Here is a 16792-nt window from a genome sequence, read left to right on the forward strand (position 1 = left end):
GCCCACGATATAGTCCGCCCATGCCAGTACCCGCTCCCAGCGCGGAGGCCCGCGCAGTGGTCACCGGTGCGTCGCAGAACATCGGCGAGGCCCTGGCCATCGAGCTCGCGGCCCGCGGTCATCACCTGATCATCACCGCGCGCCGGCAGGAGGTGCTCGAGGATCTCGCCGCACGGCTGCGGGAGCAGTACGGCGTGACCGTCGAAGTACGCGCGGTGGATCTGGCCGACCCAGCAGACCGTCAGTCCCTGTGCGACGAGTTGGCCACCCGCAACATCTCCATCCTCTGCGCGAATGCCGGCACCGCGACGTTCGGTCCGGTGGCCGCCCTGGATCCCGCCGAGGAGCGCAAGCAGGTGCAGCTCAACGTGCTCGGCGTGCACGATCTGGTGTTGGCGGTCCTGCCGGGCATGGTGGAGCGACGCGCCGGCGGCATCCTGATCTCCGGCTCGGCGGCCGGGAACTCCCCGATCCCGAACAACGCGACCTACGCGGCCACCAAGGCGTTCGTCAACACGTTCAGTGAATCGCTGCGCGGGGAGGTGAAATCGGCCGGGGTCCACGTGACGGTGCTGGCCCCCGGGCCGGTGCGCACCGAGCTGCCCGATCCCGACGAGCAGTCGCTGGTCGAGCGGGTCATCCCTGACTTCCTCTGGATCGACACCCACTACACCGCGAAGGTGTCTCTGGATGGCCTGGACCGCAACAAGATGCGCGTGGTGCCCGGACTGACGTCGAAGGCGATGTCGGCGGCCAGCGGCTACGCGCCGCGGGCCGTCGTCGCGCCGATCGTCGGCGCGGTGTACAAGAAGCTTGCCGGCGACTGACGCGCGCTCCCCGCCGAAATTGCATTCCACGCGCGTCAAGTCGCCCTAAACCCCACGCTGAGCGCAAGTTCGGCGGACGGGGACGGACGAATTAGCAGGTGTCCAGCGTCCCTGTCCGGCGGCTGCCTTACTGTTGAGCGCTGTGCGCGATGAACTGGTGTGGATCGACTGCGAGATGACCGGGCTGGACCTCAAGTCCGACCGGCTCATCGAGATCGCGGTACTGGTGACCGACTCGGATCTGAACATCCTCGGCGAGGGCCTCGACGTGGTCATCCATGCCCCTGAGGACTCACTGTCGTCGATGATCGACGTGGTCGCCCAGATGCACGCCAAATCCGGTCTGGTCGACGAGGTGCGGGCCTCGACGGTCGACGTGCCCACCGCCGAGGCCATGGTGCTCGACTACGTCCAGCAGCACGTCAAGCAGGCCAAGACCGCTCCGCTGGCGGGGAACTCGATCGCCACCGACCGCGGCTTCATCGCCCGCGACATGCCCAAGCTCGACGACTATCTGCACTACCGGATGATCGACGTCAGCTCCATCAAGGAGTTGTGCCGCCGCTGGTATCCGCGGATCTATTTCGGCCAGCCCGAGAAGGGTCTGGCGCACCGGGCGCTGGCCGACATCCACGAGTCGATCCGTGAGTTGCGTTACTACCGCCAGACCGCATTCGTCGCCCCGCCAGGGCCGTCCACCAGCGAAATCGCGGCGGTCGCGGCCCAGTTGGGCCCGACGTCGGCGCCGGAACCCGATACTGATTCGGTTTCCGAGGACAACAACCGCTAGTATGACCAAGCCGCTTCTGCGGCGATGGTGGCTGTAGTTCAGTTGGTAGAGCACCAGGTTGTGATCCTGGCTGTCGCGGGTTCGAGTCCCGTCAGCCACCCCGCAGGTGGGAGAGGGTTTTCGACTCTCCCACCTTCTGCGTTTCGGCAGTAGCTGCACCCTTATTGCAACCTTCAGACTCGCGTCACAGCGCGCCCGACGATTACCTGGGTTCGTAAGATCGTCCTGGGAGAGTCAACTTGAGGAGCAGACGCACGTGGCGAGTGTCCGTAGAAAGTTCCAACTCGCTACTGAGGCACCTGCTGATCAACTCTTGACGGTTATCCGTGCTCTTGAACCACACCTTGTGATTGGGACCAAGTCCATCCCGCAGCTACAAGCCAGGGGTTACTACGTATCGTCAGAACACGAGTCCGTTCATGGCGTGACTTCCGACGAACTAGAGGACACGGTCGCACACACGGATAGTGTCGACGGCATCAGCATCGAGTACACGAATCTGTACTCCCCTGGGTCTGACCTTCGTCACACAATCGCCCTAGATGTGTCCAACTTCCTGTCTAAGACGGTGGAGGTGACGTGCGAAGTCGCCACTCCGACCTCAAGCGAAACGGCGGGCATCATCGAAACTCTGAAACGGCGCTTCGAAGTCGAGATCACGCGGCAGAACGCAGCCAGCTGGCAGGCGCGGCCGATTCAACTTCCGAACGCACCGACGGACAACGGCGGCGAGACCGCGCCCTCCTCTGCACCAGTTGCATCGACCGGACCATCGGGAGCGAAGAGCGCGCCACCTCTGAGTAAAAGCAGGGCCTTCGCGAAGGCGGGTGGACAAGCGTCCTTCTGGCATACCTTGGCAACCAAACCATTGCCGGTCGCTGTCATAAGTTCGATCGTTGGCGGCGGCGTGATTTTCCTAATTGGATTGGCTGTCGTGAAGTGGCAGCCTAATCAATCTCCCTCTCCTACAACAACAATCACGGTCACGGTCACGGCACCAGCGACAACAGGACCGCCGACAGCTTCGGGGCCGACACCTACGACAACCGCTCCCGGCGCGACCAGCCCTGAACCCACCTCAAGATCAGAAACCATACCCCCAGACGGGCCCCGCACACCTTGAGGGGCACGTGGGACTCCGCGCGGTGCCTCCGCCATGCCGAAGCGACCCCAAAACGGTGGTTGATCATAGATACACGCCACCCCCAGCTCAACCGTCCCCAGAGAGATGTGAAGAGAGGGGGACGGGAGCTAGGGGTGTGTGTGGGCGGTTTCCTAGTCCGCCCCGCTTGCGCTGGCTCTAGCCGACCAGCGGGCGTTGTCTTAGGAGGTGCTTCGGTATTCGACCCAATAGTGGGTGGGCGGGGTGCCTGTCAGGGTGTTTTCGTCCGTCCACTGAGGGTCGCTGGTGATCGCATACTGTGTCGACCCGATGAGCAGCCGGTCATGCTGACGCACACTGATACCGCTCGTCTGTGCGTACGGAATGCCCAGCATGCCGGAAGTGTCCACGGTGCCCGGAAACTTCGCCAACGGCTGCACAGACGGGCCCCCGACGATGACACCGGCCACCTCCCCGAGGTATCCGTCACCGCCGACATTCTCGCCTCTCCAGTTGCGTTCTGGGCGAAACACCTTCGCGGTAGCCACTACTCTGCACGCTTCCGATAACGGTTGAGCACATAGGTTTCCGCGACAGTCCACGATCCGAATGCGCCACGGAAAGCAGCAGACTCGGGCCCCTTCGCCTCAGTGATCTCGATGCCACGAGGATTCGAGATGACCCTGGCGCTCGCTCCCAGCACCACGGCCTCAATCTCCGAATTAGGCTCGCCCGCAACGAAGCCTGAGGATCGCGTGTATGCCTCAGCCAGTGCGGTGACCATGCCGATCACAGCCTGCGCCTGCGCCGAGTTGACCGGACGGTTCAAGAATGCCTCCAACTGGGCCGGTGTCACCGCTGCCATGTCTCACGCCTCGGTCAGAAGCGTTACAGCCTTGGCTTGCAGCACGGCAACGTCGAACCTTGCGACACAACGGATTCCAATCGAATCGTAGTCGCCGAAGGTTTGGTCGAGAATCTTGACCTCGGCGTTGACGTCGCGAGCCACGACCACCATGCTCATGTCGGCCAGTGCCACGCGTGCCTTACCCGGTGCCGTGCCAGTGTTCGGGATGAAATCGGTGATGATGACCGGTAGCCCGAAGAGCTGGAAACCAACGCCGTTGGCAATGGTGTTCGGTTCGATTACGTAACGGCGGTCATCAGTACCGACGTGAATCTTGCGGATGGCGGCGAAGGACGCAGGGGTCATCACCCAATGTGTCGGGTTGACGTGGTTGCCCTGCGCAGCGGCCAAACCGTCAATCAGCGAGTCAGGATCGGCCAGGTCCAGGACGCCGGTCTGGATACTGAGTCGCGAGCTTCGACATAGCATCAGCGATCTTCGCGTCACGCTCCTGCGCGGCAATCTGGTATCGCATCGCCATACCTGGCGTCGTGTGGCCAAGCCGACTCATCAGCTCTTTCGTAGTCGCCCCAGCCTGCGCGGCCAAGGTTGCCCCCACGTGCCGCAGGTCATGCACACGCATATCCGGCTTCCCTACGCCTGCGAATCCTCGTTTGACGGCCTTCGTGAACGCAGTAGTCGACAACCGCTGACCCCGCGTCGTCGTGAACAGGAACGCTTCCGGCCCCCTGCCAGTGTGCTTCTTCATGTGTTCACGAAGCTCATCGGCCACATGCGGCGGCACCGTCACGTCGCGGATACCGGCATCCGTCTTGGGCCGACCAACCTCAAGTTTGTTCTCGACACGAGTCGCCGCCCGTCGCACCTTCAACACCATGCGGCCATCAACGTCGGAGACATCCTTGCGGCGCAGCTCGATGAGTTCACCAAACCTCAGACCGCACCACGCGGCCACCGGGACAGCGACCCGGTATGCCTCGGGTACCGACGCCGCCACCTTCACCAGTTCTGCCGGTGTCAGAGGTTTCACGTCGCGGGCCTTCGGCGGCTTCCCTGCCGCTTTGATCTGACACGGATTCTCCGACGCCGCCTTATCCGCGACAGCGGTATTGAAGATCGCCTTTAGGAGTTGATAGGCGTGCGTGTTCCTCGTCGGGGTGTCCTTCCCCAAGCCGACCCACCACGCTCTCACCGTTGCCGGGGTGATGGCCCTCAGGATCTGATTGCCGAACGTCGGCAGAATCCGGCTGTCGAGGAGCTGACGGTACAGGGCATGAGTCTTGGGTGTGAGGTCGCGTTGCTTCAACCACTGCTCCGCGTACTCCCCGAAGGTGATACCGGCGACAGCCTTCAACGCCGCCCTGGACTCGGGCGGCGACCACTCACCGAGTTCGATCAGCTTGCGTTCACTGGCCAACCACCCCTCAGCGTCGGTGCGGTTGTCGTACGTGTGTGTGGCGTAGTACCGGCGTCCGTCGTCGTAGACGTAGCTAGCCTGAACGCGACCGTTTCGCATAGTGCGCAGGGTGCCGAAATTACGTCTCCTGGCTGTCCTCTGTGTGGCCATGTTTGCAACCTTAGCGCAACGCTAACGTGTCCGTCCGTGTCTCTGAACAGGCATTTTTGTCCCGACTAAGGTTGCAGATGCGCCCTTAGTAAATATGGTCTGAGCTGCGCCAATGTGACATTTCTACAGACAGGTTGTGATCCTGGCTGTCGCGGGTTCGAGTCCCGTCAGCCACCCCAGCTGAGAACGATGCCCCGCCTGTATGTACGCAGGTGGGGCTTCGTTCGTTGTGGAGGCTGTACAACTGCCGCGGTACCGACGTCATTGCTCCGTACCCTGGCGAACATGCCGGATGTCGTTTTCCCTCTGGACCCCGACAAGCGCTTCGACGAGCAAGACCTGCTCGGCCACACCCGCTGGCACCCGGACATTCCACCGGTCGCCACGGTCAGGCGCGGCGACACCTTCCGGGTGCACTGCCGCGACTGGTTCGACGGCGACATCCGCAACACCGAATCGGCCGACGACATCCTCAACGCGCCATTTCACCAGGGCCACAAGCTCAGTGGTCCGTTCGCGGTGGAAGGCGCCAAGCCGGGCGATCTGCTGGTCGTCGACATCGTCGACATCGGCCCGACCACCGAAGGCGAATCGGGGCCGTTGCCCGGCGAGAGCTGGGGCTACACCGGTATCTTCGCCCGGCGCCACGGCGGCGGATTCCTGCAGGAGGAGTTCCCCGACGCCTACAAGGCGATCTGGGAGTTCGCCGACGGTCACGCGACGTCGCGACACCTTCCGGGTGTGCGGATCGGCGCCGCCCCACATCCCGGGCTGATGGGCACGGCGCCGTCATCCGACCTGCTGGCGGCGTGGAACAAGCGGGAAGCCAAACTCATCGCCACCAAGCCGTTGCGCGTGCCGCCGCTGGCGTTGCCACCCATGCCGAAAGGGGCGCTGCTGGGCCAGGCGTCCGAGGACGACGTGGCCCGCCTGTCTCTGGTCGCCGCGCAGACCGCACCGCCGCGCGAGAACGGCGGAAACCAGGACATCAAGAACCTCACCAAAGGCAGCCGCATCTTCTATCCGGTCTTCGTCGACGGCGCCCATCTGTCGGTCGGGGACCTGCACTACTCGCAGGGCGATGGCGAGATCACCTTCTGCGGCGCCATCGAGATGGGCGGCTACATCGACCTGCACGTCGACGTCATCCCCGGCGGCATGGACACCTACAAGGTCCGCGACAACCCGATCTTCGTCCCGGGCGACGGCACCCCCACCTACGACAGATGGGTGACCTTCTCGGGCATCTCGGTCACCCGCGACGGCAAACAGAAGCACCTCGACCCCTACGTCGCCTACCAGCGCGCCTGCCTCAACGCGATCGACTACCTCACCGCGTTCGGCTACTCGCGCGAACAGGCGTACCTGCTGCTCGGTGCGGCGCCGATCGAAGGACACCTGTCCAGCGTCGTCGACATCCCGAACGCCTGCGCCACCGTGTACCTGCCGACGGCGATCTTCGACTTCGACATCGAGCCGAGCACCGACGGGCCGCACCAGGTGGTGACGTCGACGCCGCCGCCGCGCGCCGACGCGTCGAACCTCCCCGACGACGCGGTGTTCCGCGCAATCCCGAAGGACAAGCGCGCCCTGCTGCCGACCGCGCAGCAGCTCGGTGGCCGGGCCGCGCGGCCCCTGCGTGCCGCACTGCGAAAGCTCTTGCGGTAGACCGAGTCCGGCGCAACGAGCCACGTTGCTTCGGTGTGGATCAGGCCTCGGGCCGAAAACAGAACGCCGTCTACTTTCGTAGACGGCGTTCTCGCTTTCCGGCTCGGTCACACGTTGGCGTTTCCGGCCTTCCACTGTTCCCAGGGGATGTTCCAGTCGCCCAGCCCGTCGGTGCCCGGCAGGGTGGTGCCCACCGTGTTGACGATCTCGACGATGTCACCGCGCTTGGAGTTGTCGTAGAACCACTTGCCGTTGCTGGTGCTGACGTTGATGCAGCCGTGGCTCACGTTGCTGCTGCCCTGGCTGCCCACCGACCACGGTGCGGCGTGGACGTAGATGCCGCTGTAGGAGATCTGGGTGGCCCAGTCCACCTCCGTGCGGTAACCGTTGGGTGAGTTGACCGCGACGCCGTAGGTCGACGAGTCCATCACCATGTGCGAGCGACGGTCACCGACGAGGTAGACGCCGTTGTTGGTCGGTGTGCTGTTCTTGCCCATCGACACCGGCATGGTCTTGACCACCTCGCCGTTGCGGCGCATGGTCAGCGTCTTGGTGTTGTCGTCGATGGTCGTGATCACCTGGTCACCGATGGTGAAACTCGTCGACACGTTGTCCTGACCGAACAGACCGTCGCCGAGATCCACCCCGTAGGTGTCGACCTGCACGTCGACCTTGGTGCCCGGCTTCCAGTACTCGGCCGGCCGCCAGCGAACCTCGCGGTTGTTGAGCCAGTAAAAGGCGCCCTCCACCGGCGGTTCGGTCTTGACTGTGATGGCCCGCTGTGCGGCCAGCCGGTTGGGGATGTTCTCATCGAAGCGAATGGCGACCGGCTGTCCGACACCGACGACCTCGCCCTGCGTGGGTGAGACGTACGGCATCGTGAGGTTCTCCGGCGAGTGCGTCTCGAACGTCATCTCGCGGGTGGTCACGCCCCCGAGGCCGAGCGACTCCGCGGTCAACGTGTAGCTCTTGTTGTAGCCGAGCGGTTCTGCGGTCTCCCACGTCAAGCCGTCCTTGGACAGCTTGCCTTTCACGTCCTTACCGTTCTCGTTGACCATCGACACAGCGCCCAGCACACCGAATTCGGCGCTCACGCTGACCGGCGAGTCGACGCTGACGCCGACCGCGCCGTCCTCGACCGAGGACTTCAACCGCGGAACGAGCAGATCCCCGTACGGGGTCCCCTTGTCGCTGATGGTCTGCGGTTCATCAGTCTGCGTGCCCGATCCGCAGGCCGTCAGGCCCAGGAGCATTGCCGGAATCACGGCCATGGTCGCCAACCACGCGCGCCGTCGCCGACTCGCTGTCTTGACCTGCCACATACTTCGTCACCCCTCGCATACGCAAACACGCCCAACGCAATCGTTGGCGTCGATTCTACGGTTGATTTCGGACTGGGCGTGCGACCGCGATGTCGCCGGCGCTACCGCGCGACTAGGCGATTTCCGCTCACGCCGCGAGGCCTGTTATTGTCTCACACGCGCGCCGTTAGCTCAGTTGGTAGAGCAGCTGACTCTTAATCAGCGGGTCCGGGGTTCGAAACCCTGACGGCGCACCACACGAAAGCCCTGCTTAGGCAGGGTTTTTGTCGTTTCAGGGCATTTGCTGACTGTGACAGATGTGGCAGATGAGGCCAAAAGGTCTCCACATTGTCTCCACGCTGCGGAAACCGGCCCACCACAGCAAACGGCGTGTTGTGCCACTTTGTCGGTGCGGCCGAATACCGTTCAACCATGACGATCGTTAAAACCCCAGACGGCACCGTGCTCGACCAGGTGCCAATCGAGCACATCGAGACCGGCGACACGCTATGGACGTTCCTGCCTGACGGATCGCCCACAACTTTCGTTGTCGACGTGAAGCGTTTTCACATCGACAAGAAGACCGGAACTAAGACGATCGGCCTTCAAGCTGCACCCGAAACCGACACTCACGGCGTCGGGCTGGTCGCAACCGTTGAAGGTCCGGCCGGAACACTCGTGCATCGCCTTCCCCGGTAGGGCCGCGTCAGTTGACACGGAAGTTCTCGCAGTGGTGGCCGATGGTCGTTCTGCTCATCCTCGGCGGCTTCTCCGCGCTCGATATGACCCGCCGACTCGATCCAATCGTCATGAACCTTGTCGGCAGATCGTCGGATTTCTGGTCAGCGCTCGCGGCGTGGGTGGCGGTTCTCGTCGGAATCGCGACAGTCGCCGTCGCCGGTCGCTACGCCAAACATCAGGTGGACGAAGCGCGGCGCACCCGCGAAGAACAGGCACAGCCGAACGTGGTCCTGTACAGCGAGCCGAATTCGGACGTTCCCAACATCTTGGAAATCGTTCTAAAGAACTTCGGCACGACCCCGGCCTATGCCGTACATGTCGACGTAGACCCGCCGATCACATCGACGCCGAACCTTCAAACCGGTGACCAACTGGCAGCTGTGCCGATCCCTGATATGCCGATCTTGGCACCTGGCCAAGAATGGCGAACCGTTTGGGATTCAGCGCCGCAGCGCAATCAGCACAAGCGTCAGCTTCAACAGCGGATCGGTATTGACGGGTTCAGCGATGGTGACGTTCAAAGACTCACGCCCACAAGCAAACACAGCGCGACCGTAAGCTATTCGGACAGTCGCAAGCGCCGCCACGAAACGCCGTCTGTGCTCGATTTCGACCAACGTGAAGGCACGACATGGGTCGACATCAAGACGGTCCACGATCTCACGAAGATGCTGGAAAAGAAGCTTTCGACGCAGAACGATGCACTGGCGAAGATCTACAAAGAGGTTCGCAACTTCGGCACCGAGCACGGTGGTGTATGGATCTACGGCAGCGGCGACGATGGCGAGCGCGAATACCGGCGACAGGCCGCAGAAGCGCAAGAAGCTGAGAACCGCCGAATCATGAACTTGCTAGAGGCACGTAGGCAGGGATACCACCCGCCGGAGCAAGCGGGCGAAACTCGAGATTGATTAATAGAACAGAGAATACGTATGACCGCTGAGAACGCCGATCCTAACTTTCAGCATCCCAAGTGTTACGCCAACCTGCATGGGGGATGTTCCAAAAAGATCTCCGGCGAGCACTATTTCTCTCATTCGATGATCAAGCTTTACACCTTCGATGATCCGCAAGTGAAGATCATGCACAATCACGGTTTCGGCATCCCGAAGGGCGTAAGCCCTAAGAACTTCGTTGTCAATGCGTTGTGCGTCAATCACAATACTGCTTTGAGTGGCACCGACGCGGCAGCGCTGCAGTTTGCGACCTTCGTTCGACGGATCGCACTAGATTTTTTGGGCGGCGCAGGTGAGTGGGGCGGACCCGAAGAAATCACGATTTCGGGTGACAACTTCGAGCGTTGGGCACTAAAACTGCTGCTCAATCACGCCGCAGGTAAAGCCTTCTCAGCGAATCAGGGAAAGATCCACAGTCCGATCCCGCCGGCTGCAATCGACTACCTCTTGGGGAAACAGGTCTGGCCGAAGGGTTTGGGGCTGTGCGTCGCCGGTGATCCGAAGAACGAGAGCTTGAAATTCGATCCGTTTACGAAACTCGAACACACTCTCACGGATTTTTGGGGCGCTTATCCCATTCTTTGGAATTCGGATAAATTACCCGGCAGTGGCATCGCTGATCATACATTTGGCGGCGGTATTGTCGAACTCAACGGCTTCAGCTTTGGGCTGTCGGTTCTTCCGATTTACCGTGGTTATACAGAAGCCAATGGGGTCAAGAACTGGTTCCGCGGTTGCGTCGAACGTCCTGACTACATTGAATGGAATCTTGATGGAGTCGGTAAGCGGATAAACTTCACGTGGAACAATCCATCCGATCACCTATACATCGTTTACACCATGTTTAGAAGTAAACAGCCCTAACCCGGTCTACGCATCTGAACCACGTTCGCGCTCAACCCGCCAGCGGTCGGGCGACGCAGCGGCGCAGCCTTGCCGCCGTCGCCTTCGGTGATGTAGTCGGCGTAGACGGTGAGCGTTGTCACGAAAGAAGCGTGACCGAGCATCTTGGAAACGCTCATATAGTGCTCCCCCGCTGACAAGCTCATCACGGCGAAAGCGTGCCGCAGATCGTGCCAACGCACATGGCCCAAACCGAGTGCCGCCAACGCGGGGTCGAAATAGTGTTTGGCGATCCCGGCCGGGTTGACCGGAACCGACCATTTATAGCCTTGCGACGGCGCGCATTTGGTCGCAGGGGCGTGCGGATCGGGACGGGTGAAACGTCGATCCGGTGCGCCGGATCGACTCAACCGCGCGTCAGCGTCAACGATCATCGGCCGAACCGGCTCGATTTCGTCGCGGCGCAGATGTTCTGGCAGCGCTTCGGAGCGACCATATCGACCGGGAAACAGCGGGGCGTTCGGATCGAAACCCGCCAAGGCGGGGTTGCCGTGCGGATGATCGTTGGCGAGATAGTTGCGCAGATCATCGGCCAACCATCCGTCGATCGGCACCACCCGACGCGACTTCGCCGATTTGGGCGTTCCCGTCTCCCAACCGCCTTTGACCGCGCGGCGGGTTCGCGTCACCGACACCGACCCGGCCGAACCGGGAATCTGCGGCAACATCAGATCACCGACATTCAAGCCCGCCAACTCCCCCGCACGTAGCCCGGTGAACGCGGCGAACAACACCACCAAACCGTAGATCGGGTGGCCCTGCACCCGGCCGATATGGTCGGCCACCGCCGCTATCTCGGCAGCGGAAAGCGGTTTGGCCGAAAACGGTTCGGCGTCGGGATCGCTGTTTCGTATCTTCGGCACCGACGCACACGGGTTGGCGGTGATCGCGCCGTCCACCACCGCAACGTCGAGGATTCGACGCAGCGTCTCGAAAGCGTGTTTCACCGTTGATCGGCTCAACGTCACCAACTCGACATCGGCATCAGCGGCATTTTTTGGCCGAGCGTGCGCCGGTCGTGGGCGCGGTGCCATTAACTCTGCCCGCCAGCGCCGAACATCGGCTGCAGTAATCGAGGCCACCGCGCGATCGGCGAAAACCGGTCCAACGTAGCGGCGGTAGTTGGCTTGGTAGTCGCTCAAAACGCGCGGCTTCACCTGACCTGACAATCCGTCAATCCATGCTTGGGCGTACAGCGACAGCGGCCGGTTTCCGGCGTCGCGCTGGGCGGCTGGCGATTGGCCGCGCGCGATTTTGGGCGCGATCTCGTCAACACGGTCTTGGGCGGCTTGGCGGGTGTCGAACGTTTCTCGTCGCCGCACCCGCTTGGGTGGGCTGTCGGCCCGGTTCGGGTATCGCGGGATGGGAGCGCCGTCGTCGTCGCGGGCGTCTTCGTACCATTCGACGCGGTAGCGTTTCATTGGTCGGCCGCGCTCGTCGCGCCGGTTGCTATCAACAGCGGTGACCCATGCCATGTTCACGAAACCCCTTCGTGCGAAACATCTTCTGTTTTGGCCGGCTGGCGGTTGAGAATGCGCGAGACGGTTGCTGACGACCACGCTCCCCCGCGCTTGGTGGGATGCCCTTCGGCGCTCAACGTCGCCGCGATTTCGCGCGTGGAAGCTCCCGAATCACGAAGCTCGGTCATGCGTCGCAACGCGGCCTGTTCGGCGGGCACCGGCACCAGCGCGCCGTTGGGGTTGTCGGCGCTGCGCTTACCGGATCGCCACCCGTAGGGCGTCGCCCCGGTGGCGTGTCCACCGGCAGCGGCTTTGGCGCGGCGACCGTCGCGCAGCCGTTTCGCCACCAGCATCCGTTCCAGTTCACCGAAAACGCCGGCCATTTTTCGCATGGCGGTGCGCATCGGGTCGTCGGGATCGTCGCGCGGAACCTCTTGCGGCGGAACAGAAGTGAACACACCGGCGTGGTCGAGCAACCACACATGGCCGATCACCGCCTCTTGCACGGTGATTTCACGCGCCAGGCGGTCAAGGTCGCGCACGATCAGCCCGTCAGCGTCGCCGTTGTCGATCATCGCGAGCGCTTCGGCCAAACCGGGGCGGGCGTCGACACCGAGCGCACCCGACTTGCCTTCGTCGGCGCACCACGCCGCCACGCGGGCGTCGAGCGCTTTCGCCGCGCTGCGGATCGCGGCGCGCTGCGAGTCCAGCCCGAAACCGTGCGCGGCTTGCTCAATCGTGGAGACGCGCAGATACGCCACAAGACGACGCTTGCGATCTGCCATTCAAAACCCTTCTAGCTGCGGTGCCGCTAGACCTTTAGGTCTAGATGCACTCTATCTGTCGGACCGGCCGGGTGGAAGGGCGCGCACCGGTCGGTGCACGACGGCGCGGCGCGTCTCCGACATGTCGTCGCGAGCACGCTCGATGGCGCGCCGACGCAGTTCGGCCACAATCTCAGCGCCGCGCTCGGTGGTGACCAGCCCGCCATCGGGTACCGGCAGATCGACCCCGGCCAATTGCGCCGCGAACTCGTTCGGCCCGCCAGAAACCTGGGTTCCCGCCTCTGAGCGGCCGAACGGCTGACGTTCACCGTCGTCTGGTGTCGGCCGATAGGAGTCGTCGCTGACATCGACCAAAATCGCGTCGATTGGCTCGTCATCGTCACGCCTGGCCAATTCCGCCAAGGCGGGTGGGTGGTCACTGTCGTCTTCGATGCCCTGCGATCGCCGCCATTCTGCGCGCGAACCACCGACCTCCAATCGCTCGAAAATCTGTTGGATCGGCGAAGCGACCAACTCGACTTCGACCCCGGTTTTAGCGGTCAACCCGGCGCGATCGAGGGCATCACGAATCGCGCGTAGTGCGGTGGGATCGTCCACGTCGCCGTCGAGCGCGAATTGCAACAATCGCTGAACCAGCGCGTCGGCGGCTTGCTGTAAACGTCGCTGCGCTTTGGCGCGTGTCTGCGGTGCTGCGCCACCATGCACCCGGCAGACGTTTCCGCCCAACATGGGCGGCAGCTTGCAGCGTTGCCCGGTGGCTTTGGATCGCGCCGTGCATCGCAATTCACCGGCAGCAAGGTCTGTCTTGAGGTCTGACCGTCCATGCGGTTTGTCGCCGTTGGCTTCACGCATCGCCGATCCTCTCGTCGGTGCCCTTGTTTTCGCTGTCGTCGTTGGCTTCGTCGGCGTTGTCGCCTTCACCGGCTTCGTCGGATTCGTCGGTTTCGTCGTCGCCATCCATGCCCGGTTCAGCGAAATCGATGGGGCCACAGAAATCGGTTTCGTCGGTGACCACCCACCAGAATCTGACGCGCCATCGTCCCGCCGTGTAAGTGATCGGTGCGCAGTTCCAAGCCATTTGGGCGCCAAACTGCGTTCCGACCAAAAGAGCCAACCCGCGCGCAAAGCACTCGCCGGCCTGTCGTATCGCGTCGGCTTGGCCGTATTCAGCCGCAATCGGTGCGCGACGCAAGAATGCGAAAAGCGCATCCGAGATTGCAGCGGTCAGCGCCAGTCCGAGCCGATGGGCTGCACACATTCCCGCTGTCTCGATCGGGTTGCCGCAGCGATACGCCCGACAGCGCAGCGAGCGCGGAACCCTCACAGTTGTTCGTTCGACGCCCGTCACTTCGGTTGTCATCGCGTCACCTTTCGTTCGCGTCGTAACACCGTGCTCAACTGCTCGTCTATCCGTCTGGGGCTCGGGACAGCCGGTCCCCCTTATAGGGGGGACCGGCGCTGACCCTCTTGAGCCGGTGGCGGGACTGTCCTGAAACTGTCCGGGACAGTCTGACCAGCGCAAATCTGGGTTTGTCCTGTCCTGTCCCGGACAAAAAGCTGTCCCGGCGACCTGTCCCAGCAAACCCCGAAAAAGAGTGTTTTCGCAGGTCAGACCTGTCCCGGACAGAAACCCCGTTCCGCGGCTTCGCCAGGACAGTTTTCGGGACTGTTTGGGGCGGCGTTTCGAGCCCGATCACGACGACTGACCACCGTTCCCGGCCTGTGCCTGCGCGTTGCTCTTGCGCACTTTGACCGCTGCGTTCCATCGCTGATTGGAACCGGTCAGCGTGCCACCAGCAGCGCCATACGCCTTCTGCGCGGCCGCACGGCCCAATGTCGGGTCAACGCCGAGACTGTCCAGGTCGTCCACTAAACCGGCCACTTGCTGATCAACCGCCGCGACCGTTCCGTCTGACCGTTGCGTTGTCAGCCCAGCGGCCAGGCTTCGGTGTTCGTGCCGTAGCGGATTGTCGATTCGCCGCAAGCGCACCGTTTCGGCGAAGTGCGGTCGGCGGCGCTTTCCGAGGGTCAACGCCAGATCGTTGCTTCCCGGTGTCGGCGTGGTCAGCCGAAAGTCGGCGTCGACGTCGGACAGTTTGTGCGAGCTTCCGCGCGGACCGAGGTCGGCGTTTTTGCCTAAATGGTCGAGACGCAGAATGGCGATCTTTTGATCGCGTAGCGGTTGAATTGCGTTGCGATAGAACTGACTCCAGGTGTCTGCGTCATTTTCACCACCTGCGATGAATCGGCTCACCGTATCGAACACCACCAGATCACAACCACCGAGATTCTTCGACAGTTCGGAAACTAACTGTAGGAACTCGCGCGCACCGTTGGCGGTATCCAAACCGGCCAAATCGGGGTAACACACCACGGCCAGATTCGGCAGATCTAATGGCGCGTTCATCGCGTTGAGTCCATCGCGCCACCAATCCTCGCCGTTTTCGGCGTCGAGGTAGATGACCCGCGCCGGGTTGAAGCGCTCGGGGCGATCGGTAGATGTGTGGTCGGTGTGAATTTGACCGAGCGAGGCGTCGACGGCGATTCCGCGCGCGAGCACTGATTTACCGGTACCCGGTGCGGCCGACAGTGATATATAGCTGTCGCGCGCCAGAACGTCGGGGAGAAGCCATTGCACTGGTTTCGCTGGTTCGGTCCGAAGTCGGCGCAAATCGACCGGTGCGTTTCGTCGGATCTGGGTTTGGCCGGCAGTTTGGGGAGAATCGGTGTCGTCATTGTCGAGTCCGGACAGCCACCCGTCGAGCGCACGCGCTGCGCGGGTGTTGTCGCGGTGATCGGTGCCAAAGTCGCGCCGTCCACGGTTGACCAGATCGGCCATCTGCCCCGGATCGTCGTCAGCTGGTGCGACTGCACCAATAGCCGTTCGCAGCATTGCGGCGAAGTCACCACGTTTCGGAGCGCTGCCAGTTGCGCGATAGGACGCATTCCAATCGGCGTGCAGATCGTTGAAAACGGTCGCAGCGATCAGTCCGGGCGCGACTTCGCGTGCCGCCCATCCGAGAACGGCCATCATCGCGTCATGTCGGCTTTCGCCGCGTTCGACACGTTTGGCATAGTTGTCACGCAACGTCTTTCGTCGCCACGGATCACGTTCTTCGGTGTGGCGCTCGCACCAAGATGTGACGGCTTCGTCGCTTACCGGCAGTGGGCGATCATCAGCACCACCCGCCCTGGTGGAAAGTACGGCCAAGGCCGTGCACCCTTCGGCGGGTAGGTCGGGCACTTCGCCGGTTGTCTGCCAGATGTACGCGCCACCGTCATCGACTTTTGGGTGGGCTGACGGTTCGGCCATGATGACCGCGTTGCCGGTTTTGATGTCACCGACTTTGTTTCCGTCGCACAGCTTCACATCGACATTGCGGAACGTCTCGGCAGTAGCAAAGACGTAATGTCCGCGTTCGCCGCGACCTCCCCGCGAGGACTGAAACAGACCTTTTCGGAGCCACGCCATTTCGTCCGGTATCGCATCGATATCGAGGTCGACGGCCACCAGTTGGGACCGACCCAAGTGGATCGCGATACCTGGCGCGTTCGTGCGGTCCCAGTACGCCTCTATCAGTTCAGGGTCGCGCGTGCTCAAGTTGGGCCAGTCGCGTCCAACGACCGATCCGGGATGCTTGCCGGTGGCGACCGGCAATACGAACAAACCGGCGTCGGCGTAGGCCAGCGCGGCATTCAAAGCCGATAGGCCCGTCACGTCGGGAATACCCACGGCGTTGTTCTCGTGGGCCTCGGGGAACGGTCCCCGCGCGATGGTCGATGTTGCCGCGCAAAACCCAAGATTCAGGGTGCGGCGTTTCAAT

16 protein-coding genes and 2 tRNA genes are annotated in these 16792 nt (G+C 62.6%); 8 read left to right on the plus strand and 10 right to left on the minus strand.

The window, feature by feature from the left end; all coding sequences use genetic code 11:
• The first annotated feature begins 20 nt into the window (after positions 1-20).
• The 3 genes from cmrA to ACQI46_RS14350 all read left to right on the plus strand — a co-directional run bounded on the left by cmrA (position 21) and on the right by ACQI46_RS14350 (position 1717).
• On the plus strand, positions 21-827 hold the full coding sequence (gene cmrA, locus ACQI46_RS14340; RefSeq protein WP_427094671.1) for a mycolate reductase: 807 nt from the start codon (positions 21-23) through the stop codon (positions 825-827).
• 142 nt (positions 828-969) lie between these two features.
• On the plus strand, positions 970-1617 hold the full coding sequence (gene orn / locus ACQI46_RS14345) for an oligoribonuclease (RefSeq protein ID WP_427094672.1): 648 nt from the start codon (positions 970-972) through the stop codon (positions 1615-1617).
• Positions 1618-1644: 27 nt separating this feature from the next.
• Positions 1645-1717: transfer RNA gene (locus tag ACQI46_RS14350), tRNA-His, on the plus strand.
• A gap of 1223 nt (positions 1718-2940) precedes the next feature.
• Here ACQI46_RS14350 and ACQI46_RS14355 read toward each other — a convergent pair.
• The 4 genes from ACQI46_RS14355 to ACQI46_RS14370 are packed head-to-tail and all read right to left on the minus strand — an operon-like array spanning position 2941 to position 5154.
• Positions 2941-3267: a hypothetical protein gene (locus tag ACQI46_RS14355; RefSeq protein WP_427094673.1), complete on the minus strand. Its 327-nt coding sequence runs from the start codon at positions 3265-3267 to the stop codon at positions 2941-2943.
• Positions 3267-3584, minus strand: a complete 318-nt coding sequence (locus tag ACQI46_RS14360; protein ID WP_427094674.1) for a hypothetical protein — start codon at positions 3582-3584, stop codon at positions 3267-3269. Before ACQI46_RS14360 ends, ACQI46_RS14355 begins: the two co-directional genes overlap by 1 nt.
• 3 nt (positions 3585-3587) lie before the next feature.
• On the minus strand, positions 3588-4055 hold the full coding sequence (locus tag ACQI46_RS14365; protein WP_427094675.1) for a phage major capsid protein: 468 nt from the start codon (positions 4053-4055) through the stop codon (positions 3588-3590).
• On the minus strand, positions 3994-5154 hold the full coding sequence (locus ACQI46_RS14370) for a tyrosine-type recombinase/integrase (protein WP_427094676.1): 1161 nt from the start codon (positions 5152-5154) through the stop codon (positions 3994-3996). Before ACQI46_RS14370 ends, ACQI46_RS14365 begins: the two co-directional genes overlap by 62 nt.
• Positions 5155-5439: 285 nt before the next feature.
• Here ACQI46_RS14370 and fmdA point away from each other — a divergent pair, with 285 nt between their 5' ends.
• Positions 5440-6822, plus strand: a complete 1383-nt coding sequence (gene fmdA / locus ACQI46_RS14375; protein WP_427094677.1) for a formamidase — start codon at positions 5440-5442, stop codon at positions 6820-6822.
• A gap of 107 nt (positions 6823-6929) precedes the next feature.
• Here fmdA and ACQI46_RS14380 read toward each other — a convergent pair whose 3' ends face one another.
• Positions 6930-8144, minus strand: a complete 1215-nt coding sequence (locus ACQI46_RS14380; RefSeq protein WP_427094678.1) for a L,D-transpeptidase — start codon at positions 8142-8144, stop codon at positions 6930-6932.
• A 160-nt stretch (positions 8145-8304) separates the two neighbouring features.
• Between ACQI46_RS14380 and ACQI46_RS14385 the strand changes: the two genes are divergently transcribed.
• The 4 genes from ACQI46_RS14385 (at position 8305) to ACQI46_RS14400 (ending at position 10684) form a co-directional block, all read left to right on the plus strand.
• Positions 8305-8380, plus strand: a tRNA-Lys gene (locus tag ACQI46_RS14385).
• Between the two features lie 175 nt (positions 8381-8555).
• On the plus strand, positions 8556-8822 hold the full coding sequence (locus ACQI46_RS14390) for a hypothetical protein (RefSeq protein WP_427094679.1): 267 nt from the start codon (positions 8556-8558) through the stop codon (positions 8820-8822).
• 41 nt (positions 8823-8863) lie between these two features.
• Complete coding sequence (locus ACQI46_RS14395; RefSeq protein ID WP_427094680.1) at positions 8864-9775, plus strand: hypothetical protein; 912 nt, start codon at positions 8864-8866, stop codon at positions 9773-9775.
• 21 nt (positions 9776-9796) lie between these two features.
• On the plus strand, positions 9797-10684 hold the full coding sequence (locus tag ACQI46_RS14400) for a hypothetical protein (RefSeq protein WP_427094681.1): 888 nt from the start codon (positions 9797-9799) through the stop codon (positions 10682-10684).
• Here ACQI46_RS14400 and ACQI46_RS14405 read toward each other — a convergent pair.
• The 5 genes from ACQI46_RS14405 to ACQI46_RS14425 form a co-directional block, all read right to left on the minus strand.
• Positions 10681-12198: a tyrosine-type recombinase/integrase gene (locus tag ACQI46_RS14405; protein ID WP_427094682.1), complete on the minus strand. Its 1518-nt coding sequence runs from the start codon at positions 12196-12198 to the stop codon at positions 10681-10683. The genes ACQI46_RS14400 and ACQI46_RS14405 overlap by 4 nt on opposite strands.
• A gap of 2 nt (positions 12199-12200) precedes the next feature.
• The gene (locus tag ACQI46_RS14410) at positions 12201-12968 is read right to left on the minus strand and encodes a recombinase family protein (protein WP_427094683.1); all 768 of its coding nucleotides are present in this window, start codon (positions 12966-12968) and stop codon (positions 12201-12203) included.
• 51 nt (positions 12969-13019) lie between these two features.
• On the minus strand, positions 13020-13820 hold the full coding sequence (locus ACQI46_RS14415) for a hypothetical protein (RefSeq protein WP_427094684.1): 801 nt from the start codon (positions 13818-13820) through the stop codon (positions 13020-13022).
• On the minus strand, positions 13813-14328 hold the full coding sequence (locus tag ACQI46_RS14420; RefSeq protein WP_427094685.1) for a hypothetical protein: 516 nt from the start codon (positions 14326-14328) through the stop codon (positions 13813-13815). The genes ACQI46_RS14415 and ACQI46_RS14420 overlap by 8 nt, the downstream gene beginning before the upstream one ends.
• 333 nt (positions 14329-14661) lie before the next feature.
• Entirely contained in the window at positions 14662-16791 is a 2130-nt protein-coding gene (locus ACQI46_RS14425; protein ID WP_427094686.1) for an AAA family ATPase, read from the minus strand.
• Position 16792 lies beyond the last annotated feature (1 nt).

This window comes from Mycobacterium sp. SMC-4, from assembly GCF_050205565.1.
Taxonomy (GTDB): domain Bacteria; phylum Actinomycetota; class Actinomycetes; order Mycobacteriales; family Mycobacteriaceae; genus Mycobacterium.